Below are 3,448 nucleotides of genomic sequence, written 5' to 3'. Positions count from 1 at the left end.
CCACATCACATAACACAGAGGGGAAATAATAAGGAGACAGTATTTTTCGATAACGAAGACAGGGTAAATTATCTTGAAGTCCTTCGCCGATACAGAAATAAATACGGAATAAAGATAATAGCATACTGTCTTATGGGGAACCATGTACATATTCTTGCAGCGCCTGAAAAGAAAACATCATTGGCCAGAGGAATAGGCGGGACAAATCTGCTTTATACGCAATACATAAACCGTAAATATAAAAGGAGCGGAAGACTGTGGCAGAACCGTTTCTTTTCAGCAATTGTGGAGGAAGAGCCTTATTTATGGGCGGTAATGAGATACATAGAGCGGAATCCGGTAAGGGCGAAGCTTGTTAAGAAGGCAGAAGAATATCCATGGTCAAGTGCAAGGGCTCATGTGTTAGGGATTAAAGACGATGTGCTTTCCGATGAGAGTTGGTTTGATGAGAAGGAAATGAAATCTTACAGAAAATTTATAAAGGAAGAGGATACAGAGATAGAGGCGTCTATCAGGAAGGCGACATCTACAGGCAGACCTCTTGGCAGGAAGGTATTTATAAAGAAACTTGAGAAAATGTTAGGACAAGACATTTTTCCTAAAAAGGGAGGACGACCCAGGTCTAAGAAATAAAAACACGGGAAGTGGAGCCTGTCTAAAAACTACCACCCTTTCCAACCTACAAATATGATAAATTAAAGGCACAAATATATTTGAGGAGGTTATCTGATGCCTTTAAGACCTTACGAACAAGACCAGATGTTTCTTCTTCCTCCGAGTCTGAATGAATGGGTTAGAAGTGATAATCCTGCGAGAGTATTTTCAGAGATAATAGACAAAATAGATACAACCGCATTCAGGGAATCAAAGGAAGAAGGCCGTCCTGCATATCATCCAGCGATGATGATAAAAGTGCTTTTATGGGGATATGCCACAGGAGTGCGTTCAAGCAGAAAGATAGAAGAAAAACTTGGGCAGGACATAGTATTTATGTGGTTGGCGGGATTAGAGAAGCCAGACTTTAGAACCCTTTGCCTGTTCCGCACAAATAACAAAGAGGCATTAGAGAAGATATTCACAGATGTAATAATAGTAGCAAAGACAATGGGGATGGCAACGATGGGTCTTGTAGCATTAGATGGAAGCAAGGTCAGAGCCAACAGCGGCATAGATACATTCAAGAAATTAGAGGACTGGAAAGAGCTGCTAAAAGAGGCAAAAGACGAAGCACAGAGGATAATAAGCGAGGCTGAAGACATAGACAAAGAAGAAGACAACATACACGGCATTTACAGACGTGGAGACGAGCTTCCTAAAGAAATAGAAAAGATTCAAGACAGGATTCGGAAAATAGAGGCGGTTATCAAAAAAGCACAAGAGTTAGGAAAAGAAGACGAATCGAGAGTAAGTCTTACAGATGTGGAAGCCAGCTTCATGCACAAGAGCAACACCTCAATTCCAGCCTTCAATGCCCAGATTGCCGTGACAGAGGAACAACTTATTGTATATGCTGATGTAACAGCAGAGCCTGTTGATGTAAACCAGACAAAGAGAGCAGTAGAAGGGATAGAGGAAACAGTTAAAGAGAAGCCAAAGATAGTAGTAGCTGACACAGGCTATGCAGGAGGAAATAATTTTAAATATTTAGAGGACAACAAAATAGACGGATACATTCCCTCTGAAGACGAAAGGCATATAGGCGGCAGGAAAAGACAGAAGGCAATGGAGCGCTTATTTGCAAAAGAAGACTTCATATATGATAAATGCGAGGACAAGTATACATGTCTACAGGGTGAAACATTAAGACCTGCTGCAAGGACTCAAATCAAAAGCAAATACAGCAAGAGAGAGATTACCACATACAGAACAGAGCGGGGGACATGCACTGCCTGCCCTCTGAGAGAGAAATGCACAACGAATCTAAAATTAGGCAGGGCTATAACAAGAGACGGATATGAAGACTACAGGGAACGAATGAGAGCAAAGATAAGTACCTCGGAAGGCAGAGCAATTTACGGGAAACGAAAATGTTTGGTAGAGCCTGTTTTTGGCCAGATAAAAACAAGAAACGGATTCGGTCAATTCCTTCTCAGGGGATTAGAGAAAGTAAGACTTGAGTGGAAGATAGTGGCAACAGCCCATAACCTGTTAAAGATAACAGCAGCTATAATGAGAAAGGAACGGATGATACCAGCCTTAGGGTAAGATTAAAAGGATGGGGGACTTTTTATGTTTCCTATGAAAAGGAATTTTGCTTGCTCAAAAATTGAAAAAGAGTTTTTAGACAAGCTCCACATCCAAATTTATTGAGTTATTGGGAAGGTATCAGAACGCCAAGGGAAATAGGAGCAAATATGAGATGTGGAGCCTATCTAAAAACTATTCCACCTATGAAGGGAGGAATACCAATGAGAAATAGTTATTTGGGAAGGGTCTTTCTGCTTTTTCCATTATTAGTCATGCTGGTCTTAAGCAGCCCCATTGTCGCCTTTGCCCAGGATGTTGAGGGGAGCAGAGACCATCCCGTAATCAAGAGGTATCCAGGCTCGATCATATCAAAGTATTCTCAGCAGGAGTTCGGGGAATACCAGTTAATACTCGGACCGTACACTGATTCAGGGAAGTTCAAGAAAACCAAGCCGCTCGAAGGGAAGATAACACTCATTGAATACAAGAATCCCCAAGGGCGCTCTGCACTGGAGATATTCCGCAACTATGAGATGGCGCTGAAGCAGGCAGGTTTCGAAGTCCTGTTCACCTGTAATAACAAGCAGGGGGAGTGCGGCAGCAACTGGATTACCCACGAACCTCTGGGCTACCTTGGAGGAGGCTATGATGGTCGTTATCTTGCTGCGAAGTTGAGGCGCCAACAGGGGGATGTATATGTGGCTTTGCACGCAGAGGATTATTATCGAAACACCTATCTCAACATAATAGAGACCAGGCAAATGGAGACGGGTCTTGTAACTGTGGACGCTACTGCGATGGCCGGGGATATTTCACGCACAGGCCATGTTGCTATCTACGGCATCTACTTCGATTTTAATAAGGCCGAGGTCAAGCCCGAATCAGAGCCTGCCCTGAAAGAGATCGCCAAGCTGCTCAAGCAGGATCCGAAGCTCAAGCTGCATGTGGTCGGCCACACGGACAGTGTGGGCGAGCTCAAGTTCAACATGGATCTTTCAAAGAGGCGGGCGGACTCAGTAATTAAGGAGTTAACGATCAAGCATGGCATAGCGGCAGCGCGCCTCCGTGCAGATGGTGTCGGCCCACTGTCCCCTGTGGCTTCGAACAAGACCGACGAGGGCCGGGCCAAGAACAGAAGGGTAGAACTGGTAGAACAGTAAAAATGAGAAAGGAGATAGCTTGAGAAAGGAGAAAAATATGAAAGCAATATCCGGGAAAAAGGTACTATGGCAAGTCGTTGTTGTAGTGGCGGCAAGTATAT

The 3,448-nt window shown here is 43.8% G+C and carries 3 protein-coding genes; all 3 read left to right on the top strand.

The annotated features are described in order from the left end of the window. Window positions 1-633 (top strand): transposase (locus HZC12_08825; GenBank protein MBI5026806.1); only part of this gene is annotated, 633 nt, incomplete at its 5' end. 96 nt (window positions 634-729) lie between these two features. After that, entirely contained in the window at window positions 730-2,205 is a 1,476-nt protein-coding gene (locus HZC12_08820; protein MBI5026805.1) for an IS1182 family transposase, read from the top strand. A 203-nt stretch (window positions 2,206-2,408) separates the two neighbouring features. Beyond that, window positions 2,409-3,347, top strand: coding sequence for a DUF4892 domain-containing protein (locus tag HZC12_08815; protein MBI5026804.1), 939 nt, complete (start codon window positions 2,409-2,411; stop codon window positions 3,345-3,347). Window positions 3,348-3,448 lie beyond the last annotated feature (101 nt).

The sequence above is a fragment of the Nitrospirota bacterium genome, from assembly GCA_016214385.1.
GTDB lineage: Bacteria > Nitrospirota > Thermodesulfovibrionia > UBA6902 > JACROP01 > JACROP01.
The sequence above is the reverse complement of the archived record's forward strand: the minus strand, read 5'-3'. Positions and strand labels throughout refer to the sequence as shown.

Excerpts from the sequence above, each read along its gene's own strand:
- HZC12_08815 (MBI5026804.1), top strand. The coding sequence starts at position 2,409 with ATGAGAAATAGTTATTTGGGAAGGGTCTTTCTGCTTTTTCCATTATTA.
- HZC12_08820 (MBI5026805.1), top strand. The coding sequence starts at position 730 with ATGCCTTTAAGACCTTACGAACAAGACCAGATGTTTCTTCTTCCTCCG.